This window comes from Salinivibrio sp. KP-1 (assembly GCF_000968645.1).
Lineage (GTDB): Bacteria > Pseudomonadota > Gammaproteobacteria > Enterobacterales > Vibrionaceae > Salinivibrio > Salinivibrio siamensis.
This window is the reverse complement of the sequence record NZ_LAQR01000005.1, coordinates 1-18330: the sequence shown is the minus strand read 5'-3', so window position 1 is coordinate 18330 and position 18330 is coordinate 1. Positions and strand designations below refer to the sequence as shown.

Genomic DNA, 18330 nt, shown 5'->3' with positions numbered 1-18330 from the left:
AGCGCCTTCATATTCTTACCGGAGAGAGTAGCGCGTGGCTTACTCGTCTTCCAGCTCGATGTTGATACCCAACGAGCGGATTTCTTTCAGCAATACGTTGAAAGATTCCGGCATGCCCGGCTCCATACGATGGTCGCCATCAACGATGTTTTTATACATCTTGGTACGGCCATTAACGTCATCCGACTTCACGGTGAGCATTTCTTGCAGGGTATAGGCAGCACCGTATGCTTCCAGTGCCCATACTTCCATCTCACCGAAGCGCTGACCACCGAACTGTGCTTTACCACCCAGCGGCTGCTGAGTTACCAAGCTGTAAGAGCCTGTTGAACGGGCGTGCATCTTATCGTCAACAAGGTGGTTGAGTTTCAGCATGTACATGTAACCCACGGTTACTGGACGCTCAAACTTCTCACCCGTGCGGCCATCGTAAAGGTCAAGCTGACCTGACTCTGGCAAATCACCCAGTTTCAATAGCTCTTTGACAACCGGCTCAGGCGCACCATCAAAGACAGGAGACGCAGTTGGCAGACCATCACGCAGGTTATTGATCAACGTGCGAACTTCCTCGTCAGTCAGTTTACTGATGTCCACTTCCTGACGGGTCTCACCCAGATCATAGACCTTCTGCAAGAACTCACGGAATTTCGCCAGTTCCTGCTGCTCTTTGAGCATGCGATTGATCTTGTCACCAATACCTTTCGCCGCCAGACCCAAGTGTGTTTCTAGGATCTGACCGATGTTCATCCGCGAAGGAACACCCAGTGGGTTCAGCACTAAGTCAACAGGCTCGCCTGACTCGTCGTAAGGCATATCTTCGATCGGGTTGATCTTAGAGATAACACCTTTGTTACCGTGACGACCGGCCATCTTATCGCCTGGCTGAATGCGACGTTTCACCGCAAGGTAGACTTTAACAATCTTCAACACGCCTGGGGCAAGGTCATCACCTTGAGTGATCTTGCGACGCTTGGTGTCGAATTTCTTATCAAAGTCGGCTTTGATTTCGTCGTATTGCTCAGCCAATTGCTCAAGCTGGGTTTGCTGTGCTTCATCATCCAGCGTTTGCGTCAACATGGTCTGACGATCCATGCCGTCGAGCTGGTTGTCGGTATAACCGGCTTGAGAAAGCAGTGTGCGAACACGCGCCATCAGACCGCCTTCAAGGATAGAGAACTCCTCGGTCAGGTCTTTCTTGGCTTCTTTCAACTGCATTTCTTCGATTTCGAGTGCACGCTTGTCTTTCTCTACGCCATCGCGAGTAAAGACTTGTACATCGATAACCGTACCAGACACACCATTCGGTACACGCAGTGACGAGTCTTTCACGTCAGACGCTTTTTCACCGAAAATGGCACGCAGCAGCTTCTCTTCTGGTGTCAGTTGTGTTTCGCCTTTTGGCGTCACTTTGCCGACCATGATATCGCCGCCTTTCACTTCGGCACCGATATACACAACACCTGACTCATCCAGCTTAGACAGCGCAGCTTCACCCACGTTTGGAATATCCGCGGTGATTTCTTCGCTACCCAGCTTGGTGTCACGCGCCACACAAGACAGCTCTTGAATGTGGATAGTGGTCAAACGGTCTTCCTGAGCAACACGCTCAGAAATAAGGATGGAATCCTCAAAGTTGTAACCGTTCCACGGCATAAACGCGATACGCATGTTCTGACCCAGTGCCAGCTCGCCCAAGTCAGTCGATGGGCCGTCAGCCAGTACATCACCTTTTGCCACTTCGTGGCCCGGCATCACTGTTGGACGCTGGTTAATACAGGTGTTCTGGTTAGAACGTGTGTATTTGATCAAGCTGTAGATGTCGATACCGGCTTCGCCTGGTACCAATTCATCTTCATTCACTTTCACTACGATACGTGAGGCGTCAACGGACTGAATGGTACCGCCACGTTTTGCTACCGCGGTAACACCCGAGTCAACGGCGACATTACGCTCGATACCCGTACCAACCAACGGCTTTTGCGCACGCAATGTTGGCACGGCCTGACGTTGCATGTTCGCGCCCATCAAGGCACGGTTCGCATCGTCATGCTCAAGGAACGGGATCAGAGAAGCAGCCACCGATACGACCTGGTTGGTCGCAACGTCCATGTACTGGACATGGTCTCGTGGGTGCAAGCCTGATTCGCCTGTCTTACGCGCCGTGATCAGTTCGTCAGTGAATGAGCCATCTTCATTTAACGCGGCGTTTGCCTGCGCAATGACGTAGTGACCTTCTTCAATTGCTGACAAGTAATCGATTTGATCCGTCACTTTACCGTCAACGACTTTCCGGTAAGGTGTTTCGAGGAAGCCATAAGCGTTGCAACGCGCAAACGCAGACAGTGAGTTAATCAGACCGATGTTCGGCCCTTCCGGTGTTTCGATCGGACAAAGACGACCGTAGTGCGTCGCATGAACGTCACGCACTTCAAAGCCGGCGCGCTCACGCGTCAGACCACCTGGACCCAAGGCAGAGATACGACGCTTATGCGTCACCTCAGACAATGGGTTGTTTTGGTCCATAAACTGTGACAGCTGCGAAGAACCAAAGAACTCTTTCACTGCCGCAGAGATAGGCTTGGCGTTAATCAAGTCTTGTGGCATCACGTTATCGAGATCGCCCAAGCTCAAACGCTCTTTAACGGCACGCTCTACACGTACCAAACCAACACGGAACTGGTTTTCTGCCATTTCACCCACAGAGCGAATACGGCGGTTACCCAGGTGATCAATATCGTCCACTTCACCAATACCGTTACGGATATGGATAAGTTTACGCATCACCTCGATGATGTCTTCTTTGCTCAGTACGCCAGGCCCGGTGAGGTCGTCACGACCCAACGAGCTGTTGAACTTCATACGACCAACAGATGATAAATCATAGCGGTCATCTGAGAAGAACAGGCTCTCAAACAGTTGCTCGGCTGCTTCACGCGTTGGCGGCTCGCCAGGACGCATCATGCGATAGATTTCGACTAGCGCCGTGAGACGATCCGTGGTGTTGTCGATACGCAAGGTATCGGACATGTACGGGCCATGGTCCAGGTCATTGGTAAACAGGGTTTCGATACGTTTGTGACCTGCTTGCGACAACTGCGCCAGTGTCTCCAGGCTGACCTCTTGGTTAGCCGAGACAATCACTTCACCTGTGTCCTGATTGACATACTCACGCGCAGAAATCTTGCCCGCAATGTACTCAACTGGCACTTCGATGTGATCAACGTTATCTTTCGTCAACTGACGGATATGACGCGCAGTGATTCGACGACCCTGCTCCACGTAGACTTTACCGTCCGCTTCGATATCAAAGCTGGCGGTTTCGCCACGTAGACGCTCAGGCACCAGTTCCATCACCAGAGACTTGCCTTTTACTTCGAAAACAACTTTTTCGAAGAACAGGTCTAGGATCTCTTCAGTGGTGTATTCCAGCGCACGCAGAATAATCGAAGCTGGCAGCTTACGACGACGATCGATACGAACGTATACGATATCCTTAGGATCGAATTCGAAATCCAACCATGAACCACGGTATGGGATCACGCGTGCGTTATATAGCACTTTTCCTGAGGAATGGGTTTTACCCTTATCGCTGTCGAAAAAGACGCCCGGACTACGGTGCAGCTGGGATACGATAACCCTCTCAGTACCATTGATGACAAAGGTACCATTTTCAGTCATGAGCGGAATTTCGCCCATATAGACTTCTTGTTCTTTGATGTCTTTAACGGTACCAGCCGGGGCATCCTTATCAAACATCACCAAGCGCAGTTTGACGCGCAGTGGGGCCGAATAGGTTACGCCGCGAATTTGGCATTCTTTGACATCGAAAACTGGCTCACCGAGACGATAGCTAACGTATTGCAGCTCGGAATTGCCGTTGTAGCTCTGAATTGGAAAGACAGAGCGAAAGGCAGCTTCAAGACCGTATTGCCCTTCTGGATCCTGCTCGATAAAGTTCTTAAAAGATTCAAGCTGGATCGACAGCAAGTATGGCACGTCCAGAACTTGCGGACGCTTACCAAAATCCTTACGGATACGCTTTTTCTCGGTATAAGAGTAAACCATAGGGTTCCTCAGCTCGCTGATAAGTGACCCAAACTGTCCAGTACAAGGGACAGTGACTAAACAACCACCGTTTAGTGTAGGAAAATCAAAGCGCTTGCTTTGATTTTTTTTGCATGGTCAGCAGTGATAAAACGGGGTGAAAATTTCACTACTGCCCTACAGCGCAAAAAGGCCGGTGGCTTTTTAGCCACCAGCCAATGCCTTTTCAGGCTAGGAAATTAAGTATAAATTACTTAACTTCAACAGAAGCACCAGCTTCTTCTAGCTGAGCTTTAAGCGCGTCAGCTTCTTCTTTCTCAACACCTTCTTTCAGAGGTGCAGGCGCGCCGTCAACAAGCGCTTTCGCTTCTTTCAGGCCTAGACCAGTTGCGCCACGTACCGCTTTGATAACGGCTACTTTGTTCGCACCCGCTTCAGTTAGGATAACGTCAAATTCGGTTTGCTCTTCAGCCGCGCCGCCTTCAGCAGCACCGCCAGCAACAACGGCTGCTGCCGCTGATACGCCGAATTTTTCTTCCATAGCTTCGATAAGCTCAACAACTTGCATTACAGACATGTCTGCAATTGCGTCTAGGATTTGCTCGTTAGTGATAGACATAACAATTCTCTTTAAAGTCAACAATAAAAGGATTAAGCAACCAAATTAAACGGGCGATTAGGCCGCGTCTTTTTGATCGCGAACAGCGGCGATAGTACGAACCAGCTTGCCGGCAGAAGCTTCTTTCAAGCCCATCATTAGGCGTGCAATTGCTTCGTCGTACGTTGGCAGTGTCGCCAGTACCTCTGGGTCAGTGATCGCGCCTTCGAATGCAGCAGATTTAACCTCAAACTCTTTGTTTTCTTTTGCGAAGTCTTTGAAAAGACGCGCAGCGGCACCTGGGTGCTCGTTAGAAAACGCAATCAGAGTTGGGCCAACAAAAGTGTCTTGCAGACACTCATACTCAGTGCCTTCAACTGCACGGCGAGCCAGTGTGTTACGCACAACTTTCATGTAAACGCCCGCTTCACGCGCTTGTTTACGTAGAGAAGTCATTGCGTCAACGGCAACACCGCGAGAATCAGCAACTACTGCAGACAGGGCTCCACTGGCAGCTTCGTTGACTTCAGCAACAATTGCTTTTTTGTCTTGAAGGTTTAAAGCCATTTGGATTTGCTCCTGGATTGTTTAACACCACTCTCTACAGCCTTGCAGAGAGAGCTTGTACGGTGCAGATCCAAGAAAGACGAGAAATCTATCATGTTCTGGCACCGTCTACGTAGGAAATATTAAGTTCGTAATGAACGCCTACGGTCTTGGACGAAGTTTGCCGAGGCAAACTCAGCCATAAAATTGTCAAGCGAGAGAGTATAAACTACTCACTCGCTTGTCGCAATTAGTTAACGCTTGCTTCCAAAGAGTTCTGGTCTAGAGAAACACCAGCACCCATGGTTGTTGAAAGGCTAACTTTCTTGATGTAAGTACCTTTAGCTGAAGTTGGCTTCGCCTTCTTCAGTGCCACCAACAGCGCTTCCAGGTTTTCTTTCAGGCTGTCTGCGTCAAAGTCAACTTTACCGATGGTGGTATGAACGATGCCGTTCTTATCATTACGGTAGCGAACCTGACCTGCTTTCGCGTTTTTAACCGCTTCAGCAACGTTAGGCGTGACAGTACCCACTTTCGGGTTTGGCATCAGGCCACGTGGGCCTAGGATGGTACCTAGCTGGCCAACAACGCGCATTGCGTCTGGTGAAGCGACGACGACGTCAAAGTTCATTTCGCCTTTCTTCACTTGCTCAGCAAGATCTTCCATACCTACGATATCAGCACCAGCTTCTTTCGCCGCGTCAGCGTTCGCACCTTGTGTGAACACAGCAACACGGATGTCACGGCCTGTACCGTTAGGCAGTACAGTCGCGCCACGAACGTTTTGGTCTGATTTACGAGCATCGATGCCAAGGTTGACAGAAACATCAACACTTTCAACGAATTTTGCAGTCGCCAGTTCCTTCAGTAGAGCAACGGCTTCGTTGATGTCGTACTCTTTGGTCACATCAACTTTTTCGCGGATTACGCGCATGCGCTTAGTCATTTTAGCCATTGTCTTAACCCTCTACGTTCAGGCCCATTGAACGGGCAGTACCCGCAATGGAGCGTTTCATCGCTTCGATGTCCGCACCGGTCATGTCTGCCGCTTTGGTTTCTGCGATCTCTTGGATCTGCGCGTCAGTCACGGTACCCACTTTTTCAGTGTTCGGACGACCTGAACCAGATTTCACGCCTGCTGCTTTCTTAAGAAGAATCGCGGCTGGCGGAGTCTTGGTTACGAAGGTGAAAGAACGGTCACTGTATACAGTGATAACAACTGGAGTTGGTAGACCTTTCTCGATAGATTCGGTCTTCGCGTTAAACGCTTTACAGAACTCCATGATGTTCACACCGTGTTGACCCAGAGCAGGACCAACCGGTGGCGATGGGTTAGCTGCACCCGCTGCAACTTGCAGCTTGATGTAAGCTTCTACTTTCTTTGCCATTATTCAATTACCTTATTTTGGGTACTAACGTCTATCTTGCGATAAACTCCCCGTTTAACAAAAGGGCGCGAAATTATAGTCAAATTTCGCGCCCTTGCCAACCATTAGCGGTGCTTTTTTGATCAGGTTTTTTCTACCTGACCGAATTCCAGCTCAACAGGGGTCGCACGGCCGAATATAGACACCGAGACTTTAAGGCGGTTCTTATCGTAGTCAACTTGCTCTACGACACCATTAAAGTCTGCAAACGGTCCTTCGGTCACACGCACCACTTCGCCCGCTTCAAACACGGTTTTATGAACCGGAGACTCGCTCGCTTTTTCTAAGCGATTGAGAATAGAGTCCGCTTCTTTATCAGAAATAGGTGCTGGGCGATCTGAGGTGCCACCAATGAAACCCATCACACGTGGCACACCACGTACCAAGTGCCAAGATTCATCGTTCATCACCATTTGGACGAGCACATAACCTGGGAAGAATTTACGCTCGCTCTTGCGACGTTGTCCCTGGCGCATTTCAACCACTTCTTCGGTTGGCACCAAGACTTCCCCGAAATAGTCTTCCATTTCGTGCATTTTGATATGTTCGCGCAGTGACTGCGCAACACGGCTTTCAAAACCAGAGAAAGCCTGGACCACATACCAACGTTTTTTGGGAGCTTCGCTCATGTACTTTTACCTCACACGCCAGTGATTAGGCGGACTAGACGGACCATGATTCCGTCAACGCCCCACAAGATGAGCGCCATAACAACAGTAACAGCCAGAACGATGAGAGAAGTCTGTAAAGTCTCTTGGCGGGTTGGCCAAATCACTTTACGCACTTCCATACGCGATTCGCGTGCAAACGTGATCGCAGCTTTTCCTTTCATCGTGAGTGCAGCGACACCACCGGCAGCGGCAACCAATACCACCACGGCAGCAGCTCGCACTACCACAGACACGTCACTGTACAGGCTATTCCCTATCACGGCTGCGGCCAATAGGACAAAAACAACACCCCATTTAAGGATGTCCATCGAACCGGATTGGGTCTCAGCGTTCGCTTTCATACATTCTACCTGTAACAAGTCTACATAGACGGCAGTGCCTTTTCAGCCATCCACAATCAGTGTTTGGCAAAGGCACATGGTGACCATAACGCCTCAATCAAGCACGATACGATCACTAAACTCTGCGCTTGCTAACGACTGCTGGCTAAATTCACACCAATAGGAGCGTCAAACGCAGAAAAAGGGCATCAAATGATGCCCTTTTTACTAGTGTTTCGTCAAATCATTATTCAATGATGTTAGCAACAACACCAGCGCCTACAGTACGGCCACCTTCACGGATAGCGAAACGTAGGCCTTCGTCCATCGCGATAGGTGCGATGAGCGTAACAACCATCTTGATGTTGTCACCAGGCATTACCATCTCAACGCCTTCTGGCAGCTCGATAGTACCGGTCACGTCAGTCGTACGGAAGTAGAACTGTGGACGATAGCCTTTGAAGAACGGCGTATGACGGCCACCTTCGTCTTTGCCCAGTACGTATACTTCTGACTCGAACTTGGTGTGCGGAGTGATTGAACCAGGCTTCGCCAGTACTTGACCACGCTCTACTTCGTCACGCTTAGTACCACGCAGAAGAACACCAACGTTCTCACCCGCACGGCCTTCGTCTAGAAGCTTACGGAACATTTCAACACCCGTACAAGTGGTCTTGGTGGTGTCTTTCATGCCCACGATTTCAACGTCGTCACCCACAGTGATGATACCTTGCTCAACACGACCAGTGACTACAGTACCACGGCCTTGGATTGAGAATACGTCTTCGATTGGCAGGATGAACGGCTTGTCGATCGCACGCTCTGGCTCTGGGATGTAAGAATCCAGCGCTTCAGATAGCTCAACGATCTTCTGCTCCCACTGCTCTTCACCGTTCAGGGCACCCAGCGCTGAACCTTGGATTACTGGGCAGTCGTCACCTGGGAAGTCGTACTCTGAAAGTAGTTCACGTACTTCCATTTCAACCAGCTCAAGCAGCTCTTCATCATCAACCATGTCACATTTGTTCATGAACACGATGATGTTTGGAATACCAACCTGACGGCCAAGTAGGATGTGCTCACGCGTCTGTGGCATTGGGCCATCAGTTGCTGCTACAACCAGGATACCACCGTCCATCTGCGCCGCACCGGTGATCATGTTTTTCACATAGTCAGCGTGTCCTGGGCAGTCAACGTGTGCGTAGTGACGGTTTGGCGTATCGTACTCAACGTGAGACGTTGCGATGGTGATACCACGATCACGCTCTTCTGGTGCGTTATCGATTGACGCGAAGTCACGAGCAGCACCGCCGTGTACTTTTGCAAGTACCGTACAGATAGCTGCGGTCAGCGTAGTTTTACCATGGTCAACGTGGCCAATAGTACCAACGTTAACGTGCGTTTTCGTACGTTCAAATTTTTCTTTAGACATGACAGTCCCTCTAAGCACGGTATTTCGGTGGCATTACGACCACACAACCAACAATCAGGTTTGTTGAGTATATATCAAACGGCTTGAAGTTACCTTGGAGAGGATGGTGCTGATAGGCAGATTTGAACTGCCGACCTCACCCTTACCAAGGGTGCGCTCTACCGACTGAGCTATATCAGCACTCTAAAAAGAGTGGAGCGGGCAGCGGGAATCGAACCCGCATCATCAGCTTGGAAGGCTGAGGTAATAGCCATTATACGATGCCCGCAATCGTTACTCGTAGAGCTATTCAAACAATTTGAAAATGGTGGTGGAAGAAGGATTCGAACCTTCGAAGGCTGAGCCGTCAGATTTACAGTCTGATCCCTTTGACCGCTCGGGAATTCCACCTAAATTTTGGTGCCGGCTGCCGGAATCGAACTGGCGACCTACTGATTACAAGTCAGTTGCTCTACCAACTGAGCTAAGCCGGCGACAAGTGCTGCGCATTCTATGCCATGGATTTGAGGGGTGCAATAGGGAATTTTAAAAAAATGGGTGATTTTTTCGTCTTTTGCGCATTTTTTCGCGTGATTGTTGCGAAAATAACCACCCCGCCCACTCAACGCCAATCGTCGGCGCTTTTCCTTCCCTTTCGTTTGCGGTATCGTCACCCTCTTTACTGGCTTAAGGCACATGGATCATGAATGCAACGCTAACGCCTTATTTGTCGTTCGAGCGTCAACAATGGGCTGAACTGAGGGATGCAGTGCCCATGACGCTCACCGAAGATGACATTGACCGCTTGCGCGGCCTTAACGAGCATTTGTCGATGGATGAGGTGCGCGATATTTATCTTCCTCTATCCCGGCTGCTTAATCTCTATGTGAAAGCGCGCAAAAGCCGGACGGAAGTGCTAGACGAGTTTTTATCCCAGCCCGTCTCAAATCATGTGCCCTATGTCATTGGCATCGCGGGCAGCGTCGCCGTGGGAAAAAGTACCACCGCACGTCTTTTAAAAGCCCTGCTGACACGATGGCCAGATCATCCTAAAGTTGCACTCGTGACCACTGACGGCTTTTTATACCCCAACGCCGAGCTTGAGTCGCGTGGCATCATGCATAAAAAAGGGTTTCCGCAATCTTATGACATGCGCAAGCTGGTTGAGTTTGTGGCCGACGTCAAATCAGGAAAAGACTGCGTCACCGCGCCGATTTATTCTCACTTGGTGTACGACATCACTTCTGACGTGCAAAAAGTGGAGAAACCCGACATATTGATCCTCGAAGGGCTCAACGTCCTGCAAAGTGGCATGGATTACCCGCATGACCCACATCATGTGTTTATTTCCGACTTTCTCGACTTTTCTATCTATGTCGACGCCGAACCAGAGTTACTAAAGCATTGGTATATTGAGCGCTTTATGAAGTTCCGCCGAGGTGCCTTTCTCGATCCACAGGCTTACTTTCATCACTACACGCGGCTATCGGTCGACGAAGCCACTCAAAAGGCGGCGACCATCTGGGATGACATTAACGGGAAAAACTTATCGGAAAACATTTTACCCACCCGTGAGCGCGCCAGTTTAATCCTAGAAAAAGGTGCCAACCACTCTGTTCAACGCATCCGTGTGCGCAAATAGTCCTTACAATCGCCGAGATTAGTCATCGCGTCTTAGAGAAATCTCTCCACCTAAATAAGGCGTGATGTCACCCTCAACGTCAAGTAATAAGGCACCGTGTTCGTCGATACCGCGCTCAATACCACGGACTTCCCGCTCTCCCATGAGTAGTTTGACGGGGCGATCAATAAAGTTATCCAACTTGGGCCAGTCGGCCATGATGCTCGATAGCCCATGTTGCTCATAGTCAATCAGTGCTTCTTTTAAACGCTCAATCAAGGTTGCCGCCAATGTATTGCGCGATGGCATTGGATGGCAAGCGTCCGCTAATCGAGCCCAAGGCTGATCGATGCTGTCACGCAAATGCGCCCCCATACCAATATTCAACCCCATGCCGATCACAAGGTGAGCCGCATCGCCCGTTTGCCCCGTCATTTCCACTAAGATGCCAGCGAGCTTTTTATCCTGAAAATACAGGTCGTTGGGCCATTTCACCTTCACACCTGGCGCGCCTAGTTCATGGAGTGCTTTGGTGATCGCCACACCAACCACTAGGCTCAGTCCCATCGCCGCCGCAGGGCCGGCATCTAAACGCCAATACATCGACAAATACAAGTTACTGCCAAAAGGCGACTGCCACGCGCGACCACGGCGACCCCGTCCTTGCTGCTGATATTCAGCCAAGCAAACACTGCCTGACGCAAGTTGTCCAACACGTTCCATCAAGTACTGATTGGTCGAATCAATGACCGGGATCACGGATAAAGCGGGCACATCGGTATGCTCACTGAGCCAGACGTCATCGAGCAACTCAATCGGTTGTGATAAGCAATAGCCTTTGCCCTGCACCCGATAGATATCCAGTCCCCACGATTGCAACACTTTGATATGTTTGCTGACCGCCGCTCGGCTCATGCCTAGCGCATCGCCTAGCATTTCGCCAGAGTGGAACTCACCATCGGATAAACGATCGATAAGGGTAAGCCTTGCGGTATGTGCACTGCTCATTGTGCCTCCAAGCTGGTTTCGCCCTTGGCGCCCATAAAGCGCACCTCATGGTGCAAGGTCACACCAAACCGCGCCTTGACTTCGTCGACCACCTGCTTTGCTAACTGAATAACGTCTTGGCTGGTTGCATGATTAGCGTTGGTCAGCACTAAGGCTTGTTTTGGATGTACACGCGCGCCTCCCACTTGCTTGCCTTTCAAACCACATTGGTCAATCAGCCAGCCTGCGGCGAGCTTCTTTTTCCCCTCTCCGGCAAAGTACATGGGTATCTCGGGATAACAGGTTTGCAAGGTTTGCGCCTGGTGTGCATCAATCACTGGGTTTTTGAAAAAGCTTCCCGCATTGCCACACTCACGGGGATCAGGGAGCTTGGCTTGGCGAATCGCACAGACCGCGTCAAAAATGGTTTGCGCTGATACCCGCTCTGGATCGAGATCCGCCAGCGCACCATATTTGAGCACGGGCTGCCACGTCTTCGCTAATCGGAACCCCACTTGCGTAATCACCCACCCTGTCATCGCGTCGGTTTTAAATATCGAGTCGCGATAGCCAAATTGGCAGGCTGCTCGGGTCAAACGACGTGTTTGCTGAGTCAATGGATTGACGATATCGACATACGCGCACCGCTCGCAAAACTCGACACCGTAAGCACCAATGTTTTGAATCGGCGCCGCACCAACACAGCCAGGAATAAGCGCGAGGTTTTCCAGCCCAGGGAACCCATTATCAATGCTCCAAGCGACTAAGTTATGCCAGGATTCTCCAGCCCCTACATGCAATACCCAGTGGTCGCCCTCATCATCGACTGATATACCAGTCAGGCGATTAAGCACCACCACGCCCTGAAAGTCTTGGCAAAAAAGCAGGTTGCTGCCTTCTCCCACCACTAGCTTAGGAAGCGTCAGATCGTCAGCATGCTGCCAAATCGCATATAAATCCTCCACGGTGTGCGCTTCCACGATAGCATGAGCGTGGGCGGGGAGACCAAAGGTGTGATGGGGTGTCAAGGACACATCAGATAACCACTTCATCAATGCATTACGCTGTCAGAAAAAATCATGGATAGGTATACTACCTGTCCTGCTCGTATTGCGCATCTATTAGGCTATGGATAATTACCACATTCACCCACTCGAGCCGTTACGGTTTCCTCTCGTGGCACGATTCTATAAAACCTACTATCCACCGGGTAAACCGAAAAAAGATGAACATATCTGGGTGGTGGATGGACCCAGCGGCTTATGTGGTGCGGTCCGCTTTCAACAACGTCAAAATTACCAATTACTCACTGGCATGTTGCTGCACCCACACTTGCGCGGGTCGGGGCTAAGTCATCAACTACTCGACGCCGTCCAGCCCGTATTGGCGCATCGTCCAAGCTTTTGCTTGGCATTTCGACCATTGACCGCTTTATACGTGCAACACGGTTTCAGCAGTGTGGACACACCAGCCCTGCCAGAGGAATTGGCGGCACGCTACCAAAGCTACTGTCATAGCGGTAAAGACTTAGTCGCGATGCAATACGCACCTAAAGCGTGACATTTACAACAAAGCCACCGCGCAGTCATCCGTGACTTGACCTAATTTCTGGTATAATTCAGGGTTTAGCATCAAACCGCTCGACTCTGGCCGTCGAACAACAAGAGGTAACAATGGATTCAGCGAACGCAAACCGGCAGCTTATCGACCGTCTGCCCACCATTGCGCACCAGCCAGAAAATCTCGAAACCTTATTAGATGCCGTCTCGTTTAGAGAGCGCTTGCTTAGTGAAATAAAAAAGGCGAAATCCAGGATTTACCTCGTCGCCTTGTATCTGCAGGATGATGAGGCTGGACGTAGCGTGCTTGATGCACTGTATGAAGCGAAACAGGCCAATCCTGATCTGGATATCAAGGTATTAGTCGATTGGCATCGCGCTCAAAGAGGCTTGATCGGGGCAGAGCAATCTGACGGCAATGCGGGATTATATCGCGCCTATGCTGAGCGTTACCCGCACAAAATAGAGGTACTCGGCGTACCAGTCAGAAACCGAGAAGTGTTTGGCGTGCTGCACCTAAAAGGCTTTGTGTTTGATGACACAGTGCTCTACAGCGGTGCAAGCTTAAACGATGTTTATTTAGCGCAACATAATAGATATCGATACGACCGCTATCATGTGCTCGACAATAAAGCGCTTGCCGACACCATGGCAGACTTTATTGTTAATACCCTAACGGCGGATAGTGCGGTCAATTGCCTCACCTCGCCAGATCGGCCAAATAGCAAAGCACTTAAGCCTAGCATTCGTGAGTTTCGAACTCAGCTGCAGCGTGCGAGTTATCGCTACGATAATGAGCCTCTCCGTGAGGACCAAGTCGGGCTAACTCCTATGGTCGGATTGGGTAAACGTAAGAACAAGCTCAATCGCTATATCTGCCATCTAATTGCGAGCGCGCAAAAAGAGTTGGTGATTTGCACCCCTTACTTTAATCCGCCACGCAGTGTGGTCAGAGAAATCCGCCGTGCACTACGCCGAGGTGTGACAGTGAGCATCATTGTTGGCGATAAAACCGCCAATGACTTTTACTCACCGCCAGAAGCGCCCTTTAAGACCATTTCGGCACTCCCCTACCTGTATGAAGTCAACCTACGTAACTTTGCGCGCCGTAACGAAGCAGCCATTGCCAAACGCCAGTTAAACATCCATATTTGGAAGCATGATGACAACAGTTTTCACTTAAAAGGAATCTGGGTCGATCGCCAATACATGTTGCTGACGGGCAATAACCTGAATCCACGCGCATGGAAGCTAGACTTAGAAAACGCTATCTTGATCCATGATAAGCATCAGCAACTCGAAGCGCAGAAACAGCAAGAAGTAGATAAGATACTGGCACACACTCAGTTGGTCGGCAGCTATAAACAGATCGAAAAAATGGAGGACTATCCCGTCCCGGTCAAACGTCTGCTCAAGCGGATTAAGCGGGTTAAGGCCGATCATTTACTCAATCAAATACTCTAGGTGATGATGCGATGAAACAAGCCAAAATTGCCGCGATTGACGTTGATGCACAATGCACATTCACACCGCTTTGTCCTGATGAGCTGCCTGTGCCTGAGGGCGACACCATCGGGCCAGCTCTGAATCAGCAAGCGGCATTGGCTGACCTACGCGTACTCACCAAAGATGCACACCCCACCAATGCTGTCTGGGTGGTTGATAAACCTGCTGATATGTTGCAGCCCTTAGCACATAAGAATGCTGATCTAACTTGGGTCAAGCATGCTGTGCCCGGCACCAAAGGATTTGAAACCATCGATGGCTTGCCCCCGGTCACCGAATACGACTATGTGGTTTGGAAAGGTATTGAGCCTGATCTTCACCCCTACGGTGCATGCTTTCATGATATTGAAGAAAAACTCAGCACGGGCTTGATTGAATGGCTACACAGCCAAGAAGTAGAAACCGTGGTTGTCGGTGGCTTAGCTACCGATTACTGCGTCAAAACCACGGCTATCCAATTGAAAAAGCGCGGCCGTTTTGACGTCATTGTCAACCTTGCCGCGTGTCGTGGTATTAACCCCGACACGGTATCGTCGGCTTGTGACGAAATGATCGCCGTCGGTATTCGACTCGTGGATAGTCAAATCGCGTTAAGCTGCTTACTTCCGCGTTAATTTGTATCGCAGTGGATCATCAATTTCCGCTGCGATCTTCCTCGCTATTTTAACGAAACTCATAGCCCGCACACATCAATAAGTTTGAGTCTTTAGACATAACTGCATTTTGACTAACAAGATTACTAGGCTTGTTAACCACTATCCTCTACTGTCTTGTTAACTATTTTCACAATAAAAAATAAGTTTGGAGGATAGCATGCTCAAACCTACCGCACTGGGTCTCCTGATCGGCGCGTCATTATGTAGCACCGCTTGGGCGATGCCTGCATCGCAGCTTGATGCACTCGGAAACGGCCTCGATGTCCAATACCAAGTCATTGATAATAAGCAAGATGACTGGCGTTCATTTATGGGTAACGTCGCCTTTACCAACCAAAGCACTCAGACACTGCCTAAAACAGGCTGGGCGATTTATTTCAGTCACATCCGCATGATCAATTCGATCGATACCGATCAACTTAAAGTCTCACACGTCAATGGGGATCTCTTCAAACTCGAGCCCACGGACAGCTTTGTTCCGCTCGCCCCTGGTGATCAATTAGTCGTCGGCTTTAATGCCTCTGACTGGCAAGTCGCAAAATCCGATATCATGCCAAACTGGTATTTAGCGTCCGACGGTGAAGCTGGCATGCATACCGCATTGATTACCAGTACCAGTAACCACAAAAATGGCCAAGTGCCCACCAAGCCGGATGATGAGCTCGCCTTTGTCGGTGACTTTGACACGCCCGCACAGTGGAAGCGCTACGGCGGTGCACTCACCGACCATTATGACCCGTTCACGGCCGAACAGCGCTATGCGCGCAATGCTGATCTGTCGTTGGTCAATACCCAAGGGCACGTGCTACCCACCCCTGCCAGTCGCATTGAGAAAAATGGCCATGTCATCCTCGATAGCGAGTGGACCGTGGTCTACGACAATGGCTATCAAGCGCAAGCACAATGGCTTGCCGATCAACTTGGCATTTCAGCCACCGACTGGGCACCTACCAACCAAAAAGTTATTCATGTGGGCTGGGGAAAAGTCAGCCTGAATGGAAGCGACCAGTGGCATGAAGCTTATCGCTTAGATGTACAACCTGAGCAGCAGCGTATTGACATCGATGCCCCTGATCAAGCGGGAGCCCTATATGCTGCGCAAAGCCTGCTGCAACTCAAAACCGGCGACACACTCAAGGCGGTGACGCTAACTGACGCACCACGCTTTGCTTACCGAGGCCTGTCTGTCGATGCGGCGCGAAACTTCCGCAGCAAAGAAGCCATCTTTAAGTTACTCGATCAGATGGCCGCTTTGAAACTCAACAAACTGCATCTACGCCTCAGTGATGATGAAGCATGGCGTATTGAGATCCCAGCCCTCCCGGAACTGGCGGACGTCGGTAGCAAACGCTGTCATGATTTGTCGGAAACCCGCTGCGTGTTGCCCTTCTTAGGTGCAGGGCCTGACGGCACAGAAGCATCCAATGGGTATTACACCACGGAAGATTATCAAGCGATCTTGCGTAAAGCAGAGGCGCTCAATATCACCGTCATTCCAGAAGTAGATATGCCAGGTCACGCGCACGCGGCCATCAAAGCGATGGAAGCGCGTTACCACAAGTACATGGCACAAGGTGATGAAGCCAAAGCGAAAGAATATTTGCTCACGGACTTTGAAGACGACACACAATACCTCTCTGTGCAGATGTTTACCGACAACGCGATAAATGTCTGTATGGAATCCAGTTATCGCTTCGTCGATACGGTGGTTGCCGCGCTCGTCGACGCGCATCGAGACATACAGCCGCTCGATACATTTCACTTTGGCGGTGATGAAATTGCCGGTGCCTGGAAAGAGTCGCCCGTCTGTCAGTCCTTTATTGCAGATAACGATGCAGGTGTGAACAGTGTTGACGATCTGAGTCAGTACTTTGTTGAGCGTATTTCGCACATTACCCAACGTCATCAGCTCGATCTCGGTGGTTGGGAAGATGGCCTCATGCACAACAATAAAGTCTATCCACGCGCACAACTTGCCAATGAGCACGTCTATGGCAACGCGTGGCAAAATATCTGGGAGTGGGGCGTTGCCGATCGCGCCTATAATCTCGCCAACAATGGCTATGGCGTTATCTATAACCAAGCCACACATCTCTATTTTGACCACCCCTATGAACCAGACCCAAGTGAGCGTGGCTATTATTGGGCACCCCGTTTTACCGACACCCGTAAGACGTTTAGCTTTATGCCCGATGATCTCTACGCTAACGCAGATGCAAAGCGCAATGGTGCACCTATCACCAAACAGGAAGTACTAGACGCTGCCACCGTGAAAACACTGACGCGTCCAGACAATGTGCTTGGTTTACAGGCATCTATTTGGAGTGAAACTATTCGCTCCGATGGCCAATTTGAATCCATGACCTTCCCTCGCCTCTTCGCCATGGCTGAGCGAGCTTGGCACCGTGCCGAATGGGAAGCAAGCACTCAAACCGGACAAGAGGCGAATCAAACCAAGCGCAACATTGATTACAACCTCTTTGCTAATCAGTTAGCGAACTACTGGTTCCCACAACTAGAGCAACAGGGTGTGGGCTTCCGCTTACCCGTTCCGGGTGGAGTGATAGAAAGTGGTATATTGAAAGCGAACTCGCCATTCCCTGGACTCACCATTGAGTACTCAACCGATAATGGTGCAAGCTGGCAGACCTATGATGCGGCGAACGCTCCTCACGTCACTGCACCAGTGCAGCTGCGTACCATTTCAGGTGATCGAGTAAGTCGAGTCAGTAAAATTCAATAATCAAGCTATTACACAGCTTAGAAAAAACAAAGCCCCGTCGACAAGACGGGGCTTTTTATTGGATATTGGATAGATGGAAAATGGAAAGACATCTACTCGGCAGGCAGTTTAAAGCAAAGCGCACAGGGCTAATACACCCTCAAGATACAAAAAAGCCCCGACCGTGAGGTCAGGGCTTGGTGTTTTCTCATCAAAGTCTTACACATATCAGCTTTGATGATTAAATCTGTTTTTGCCTTCA

The 18330-nt window shown here is 50.1% G+C and carries 15 protein-coding genes and 4 tRNA genes; 5 read left to right on the top strand and 14 right to left on the bottom strand.

Annotated features, from left to right (window positions below; genetic code table 11):
• Positions 1-39: 39 nt before the first annotated feature.
• The 12 genes from rpoB to WN56_RS07795 form a co-directional block, all read right to left on the bottom strand.
• A complete protein-coding gene (gene rpoB / locus WN56_RS07850) occupies positions 40-4065 on the bottom strand; it encodes a DNA-directed RNA polymerase subunit beta (RefSeq protein WP_046074513.1) in 4026 nt (1341 codons plus the stop codon).
• 229 nt (positions 4066-4294) lie between these two features.
• Complete coding sequence (gene rplL, locus WN56_RS07845; RefSeq protein ID WP_046074512.1) at positions 4295-4663, bottom strand: 50S ribosomal protein L7/L12; 369 nt, start codon at positions 4661-4663, stop codon at positions 4295-4297.
• Positions 4664-4720: 57 nt separating this feature from the next.
• On the bottom strand, positions 4721-5209 hold the full coding sequence (rplJ, locus tag WN56_RS07840; RefSeq protein ID WP_046074511.1) for a 50S ribosomal protein L10: 489 nt from the start codon (positions 5207-5209) through the stop codon (positions 4721-4723).
• Between the two features lie 229 nt (positions 5210-5438).
• Positions 5439-6143 carry a 50S ribosomal protein L1 gene (gene rplA / locus WN56_RS07835; RefSeq protein WP_046074510.1) on the bottom strand — a complete coding sequence of 235 codons (705 nt, stop codon included), beginning with the start codon at positions 6141-6143 and terminating at the stop codon, positions 5439-5441.
• Positions 6144-6147: 4 nt separating this feature from the next.
• Entirely contained in the window at positions 6148-6576 is a 429-nt protein-coding gene (gene rplK / locus WN56_RS07830) for a 50S ribosomal protein L11 (protein ID WP_046074509.1), read from the bottom strand.
• Positions 6577-6698: 122 nt separating this feature from the next.
• Positions 6699-7244, bottom strand: a complete 546-nt coding sequence (gene nusG, locus WN56_RS07825) for a transcription termination/antitermination protein NusG (RefSeq protein WP_025744447.1) — start codon at positions 7242-7244, stop codon at positions 6699-6701.
• Between the two features lie 11 nt (positions 7245-7255).
• The gene (gene secE, locus WN56_RS07820; RefSeq protein WP_025674747.1) at positions 7256-7627 is read right to left on the bottom strand and encodes a preprotein translocase subunit SecE; all 372 of its coding nucleotides are present in this window, start codon (positions 7625-7627) and stop codon (positions 7256-7258) included.
• Positions 7628-7853: 226 nt separating this feature from the next.
• Entirely contained in the window at positions 7854-9038 is a 1185-nt protein-coding gene (tuf, locus tag WN56_RS07815; RefSeq protein ID WP_046074508.1) for an elongation factor Tu, read from the bottom strand.
• Between the two features lie 104 nt (positions 9039-9142).
• Positions 9143-9218: transfer RNA gene (locus tag WN56_RS07810), tRNA-Thr, on the bottom strand.
• A gap of 13 nt (positions 9219-9231) precedes the next feature.
• Positions 9232-9306: transfer RNA gene (locus WN56_RS07805), tRNA-Gly, on the bottom strand.
• A gap of 37 nt (positions 9307-9343) precedes the next feature.
• Positions 9344-9428: transfer RNA gene (locus tag WN56_RS07800), tRNA-Tyr, on the bottom strand.
• A gap of 7 nt (positions 9429-9435) precedes the next feature.
• Positions 9436-9511 (bottom strand) — tRNA-Thr (locus WN56_RS07795).
• A 209-nt stretch (positions 9512-9720) separates the two neighbouring features.
• Between WN56_RS07795 and coaA the strand changes: the two genes are divergently transcribed.
• Positions 9721-10659: a type I pantothenate kinase gene (gene coaA, locus WN56_RS07790; RefSeq protein WP_046074507.1), complete on the top strand. Its 939-nt coding sequence runs from the start codon at positions 9721-9723 to the stop codon at positions 10657-10659.
• An 18-nt stretch (positions 10660-10677) separates the two neighbouring features.
• On the opposite strand, the gene birA is transcribed toward coaA, so the two are convergent.
• Together birA and murB are read right to left on the bottom strand one after the other, a co-directional pair.
• On the bottom strand, positions 10678-11646 hold the full coding sequence (gene birA / locus WN56_RS07785; protein ID WP_046074506.1) for a bifunctional biotin--[acetyl-CoA-carboxylase] ligase/biotin operon repressor BirA: 969 nt from the start codon (positions 11644-11646) through the stop codon (positions 10678-10680).
• Positions 11643-12677 (bottom strand): UDP-N-acetylmuramate dehydrogenase, encoded by a 1035-nt coding sequence (gene murB, locus WN56_RS07780; RefSeq protein ID WP_046074505.1) that lies wholly within the window; start codon positions 12675-12677, stop codon positions 11643-11645. The genes birA and murB overlap by 4 nt, the downstream gene beginning before the upstream one ends.
• A gap of 124 nt (positions 12678-12801) precedes the next feature.
• Between murB and WN56_RS07775 the strand changes: the two genes are divergently transcribed.
• From WN56_RS07775 to WN56_RS07760, 4 genes are all read left to right on the top strand, one after another.
• Positions 12802-13185 (top strand): GNAT family N-acetyltransferase, encoded by a 384-nt coding sequence (locus WN56_RS07775; RefSeq protein WP_369795700.1) that lies wholly within the window; start codon positions 12802-12804, stop codon positions 13183-13185.
• A 113-nt stretch (positions 13186-13298) separates the two neighbouring features.
• Entirely contained in the window at positions 13299-14648 is a 1350-nt protein-coding gene (gene pssA / locus WN56_RS07770; RefSeq protein WP_046074503.1) for a CDP-diacylglycerol--serine O-phosphatidyltransferase, read from the top strand.
• Between the two features lie 11 nt (positions 14649-14659).
• Positions 14660-15304 carry a nicotinamidase gene (locus WN56_RS07765; RefSeq protein ID WP_046074502.1) on the top strand — a complete coding sequence of 215 codons (645 nt, stop codon included), beginning with the start codon at positions 14660-14662 and terminating at the stop codon, positions 15302-15304.
• A gap of 199 nt (positions 15305-15503) precedes the next feature.
• Positions 15504-18089 carry a family 20 glycosylhydrolase gene (locus WN56_RS07760; RefSeq protein WP_046074501.1) on the top strand — a complete coding sequence of 862 codons (2586 nt, stop codon included), beginning with the start codon at positions 15504-15506 and terminating at the stop codon, positions 18087-18089.
• Positions 18090-18330: the final 241 nt, after the last annotated feature.

Bases quoted from the DNA above. Each gene is read 5' to 3' on its own strand.
- WN56_RS07760 (WP_046074501.1), top strand. From the start codon at position 15,504: ATGCTCAAACCTACCGCACTGGGTCTCCTGATCGGCGCGTCATTATGT.
- coaA (WP_046074507.1), top strand. From the start codon at position 9,721: ATGAATGCAACGCTAACGCCTTATTTGTCGTTCGAGCGTCAACAATGG.
- rplL (WP_046074512.1), bottom strand. From the start codon at position 4,663: ATGTCTATCACTAACGAGCAAATCCTAGACGCAATTGCAGACATGTCT.
- WN56_RS07765 (WP_046074502.1), top strand. From the start codon at position 14,660: ATGAAACAAGCCAAAATTGCCGCGATTGACGTTGATGCACAATGCACA.
- birA (WP_046074506.1), bottom strand. From the start codon at position 11,646: ATGAGCAGTGCACATACCGCAAGGCTTACCCTTATCGATCGTTTATCC.
- murB (WP_046074505.1), bottom strand. From the start codon at position 12,677: ATGAAGTGGTTATCTGATGTGTCCTTGACACCCCATCACACCTTTGGT.
- tuf (WP_046074508.1), bottom strand. From the start codon at position 9,038: ATGTCTAAAGAAAAATTTGAACGTACGAAAACGCACGTTAACGTTGGT.
- nusG (WP_025744447.1), bottom strand. From the start codon at position 7,244: ATGAGCGAAGCTCCCAAAAAACGTTGGTATGTGGTCCAGGCTTTCTCT.
- rplK (WP_046074509.1), bottom strand. From the start codon at position 6,576: ATGGCAAAGAAAGTAGAAGCTTACATCAAGCTGCAAGTTGCAGCGGGT.
- rplJ (WP_046074511.1), bottom strand. From the start codon at position 5,209: ATGGCTTTAAACCTTCAAGACAAAAAAGCAATTGTTGCTGAAGTCAAC.
- secE (WP_025674747.1), bottom strand. From the start codon at position 7,627: ATGAAAGCGAACGCTGAGACCCAATCCGGTTCGATGGACATCCTTAAA.
- rplA (WP_046074510.1), bottom strand. From the start codon at position 6,143: ATGGCTAAAATGACTAAGCGCATGCGCGTAATCCGCGAAAAAGTTGAT.
- rpoB (WP_046074513.1), bottom strand. From the start codon at position 4,065: ATGGTTTACTCTTATACCGAGAAAAAGCGTATCCGTAAGGATTTTGGT.
- pssA (WP_046074503.1), top strand. From the start codon at position 13,299: ATGGATTCAGCGAACGCAAACCGGCAGCTTATCGACCGTCTGCCCACC.